Source organism: Terriglobus sp. YAF25 (assembly GCF_052113305.1).
Lineage (GTDB): Bacteria > Acidobacteriota > Terriglobia > Terriglobales > Acidobacteriaceae > Terriglobus.
The window spans coordinates 1-1402 of sequence record NZ_JBFRCY010000951.1 but is presented as its reverse complement, the minus strand read 5'-3'; the positions used below and the strand labels follow the sequence as shown (position 1 = coordinate 1402).

The 1402-nt window shown below is 56.6% G+C and carries 2 pseudogenes; both read left to right on the top strand.

The window, feature by feature from the left end:
• Positions 1-294: pseudogene (locus tag AB4043_RS25520) on the top strand (hypothetical protein); the annotation flags it as partial.
• A 224-nt stretch (positions 295-518) separates the two neighbouring features.
• A pseudogene (locus tag AB4043_RS25515) lies at positions 519-1402 on the top strand (hypothetical protein); the annotation flags it as partial.

Here is a 1402-nt window from a genome sequence, read left to right as displayed (position 1 = left end):
ATGCATGTGATGGAACAGAACGGCGTAGCGTTGGTGCATTGCGCAGACGGACGCTGGTATGTGATGCAGCGAGACGAGATAGAGAACGCAGGACGCGACACCTTGATCAAGGAACGAATGCATGGGGAGCGAACGCCCGTGCTCTATCCGGACTTGCCACTGGCAAAAGCCCTTCCGCATCTCGAACGATGGGATCTGCTCCCAGTAGTCAGTCGTGCGGGAGGAGCGCTGGAGGGTGTCGTTACTCTTCCAGGTCTGATGAAGCGCGATCACAATAGCCTTAGCGGGGACTGAGCAGCATTGAGCCAGCAATAGCGTTGCGACAGGCCATATGTTCATTTCGCCGCCCCAATCATGTTCGATCTAGCCAGGGGTTATAAACCGGTAAAAAGCAGGAGACAGTGGGCTCATCGGTGTTGTAAATTCGTGTTCGCACGTATGCAATTTGATCGAGACACGTCGGGTCGAGCCATGCAAACACACCCGCAGGAACACGACGACATCCAGGAGCCAGCCTCATGATCTTTCGCTTCTCTTTCCGGCCCTTCCGGCACGTGGCGTTAATAGCCACGGCTATCGCTGGAGTTACTGCAAATGTCAATGCACAATCTGCACTCAACCCGAAGCAGATGAAAGCTCTCGGTGAGGTTGATCCGCGCTTCGTCTCCTACAATGTCGAGGCCGTTGAGGTGACGGGAGGCCGCTTCTGGGCGCCCTTCAAATCTTTATCCAAGGATGCTGCACCGCTTGCGCCTGGAGAGTTTGGAGGAATCCGCGATACCAACGAGCCGCGTTTCAAGTATCGTCCGCCGATTGACCTGTCCAACGCGAAGCTTCGGAAACTGGCGGCCGCTCTTGGACCGGCGTACGTTCGCGTAAGCGGAAGCTGGCGGAATTCCACCTACTTCCAGGATGACGATCAGCCCGCGATGAAGACTCCGCCGGCCGGCTTTCAGGGTGTGATGACCCGCGCGCAGTGGAAGGGTGTGGTGGACTTCACCAAAGCCGTTGATGGCGAGATTGTGGCCTCGGTCGCGACCAGCCCTGGAACACGCAATGCCGAAGGCATATGGACCGCAGATCAGGCAAAACGCTGGTTCGATTACACGAGGTCCATAGGCGGCCGTATCGCGGTCACCGAATACATGAATGAGCCAACCCTATTGAGCATAGGAGGAGCCGCCGGTCATTACGGAGCGAAGGAGTATGCGAGGGACAGTAAGATCTTCGCCGAGTTCCTCAAGAAAGAGTCTCCCGGCACCATCTACATCGGTCCAAGCGGCGCTGCCGAAGGAGTACCCCAAACGCCAGATCTGCCGGGATTGAAGTTGACCCCAACTTCTGCCCTGATGACAGAGATCGGGCCGCTGTTCGACGGTTTTTCGTATCACGTCTACTACAC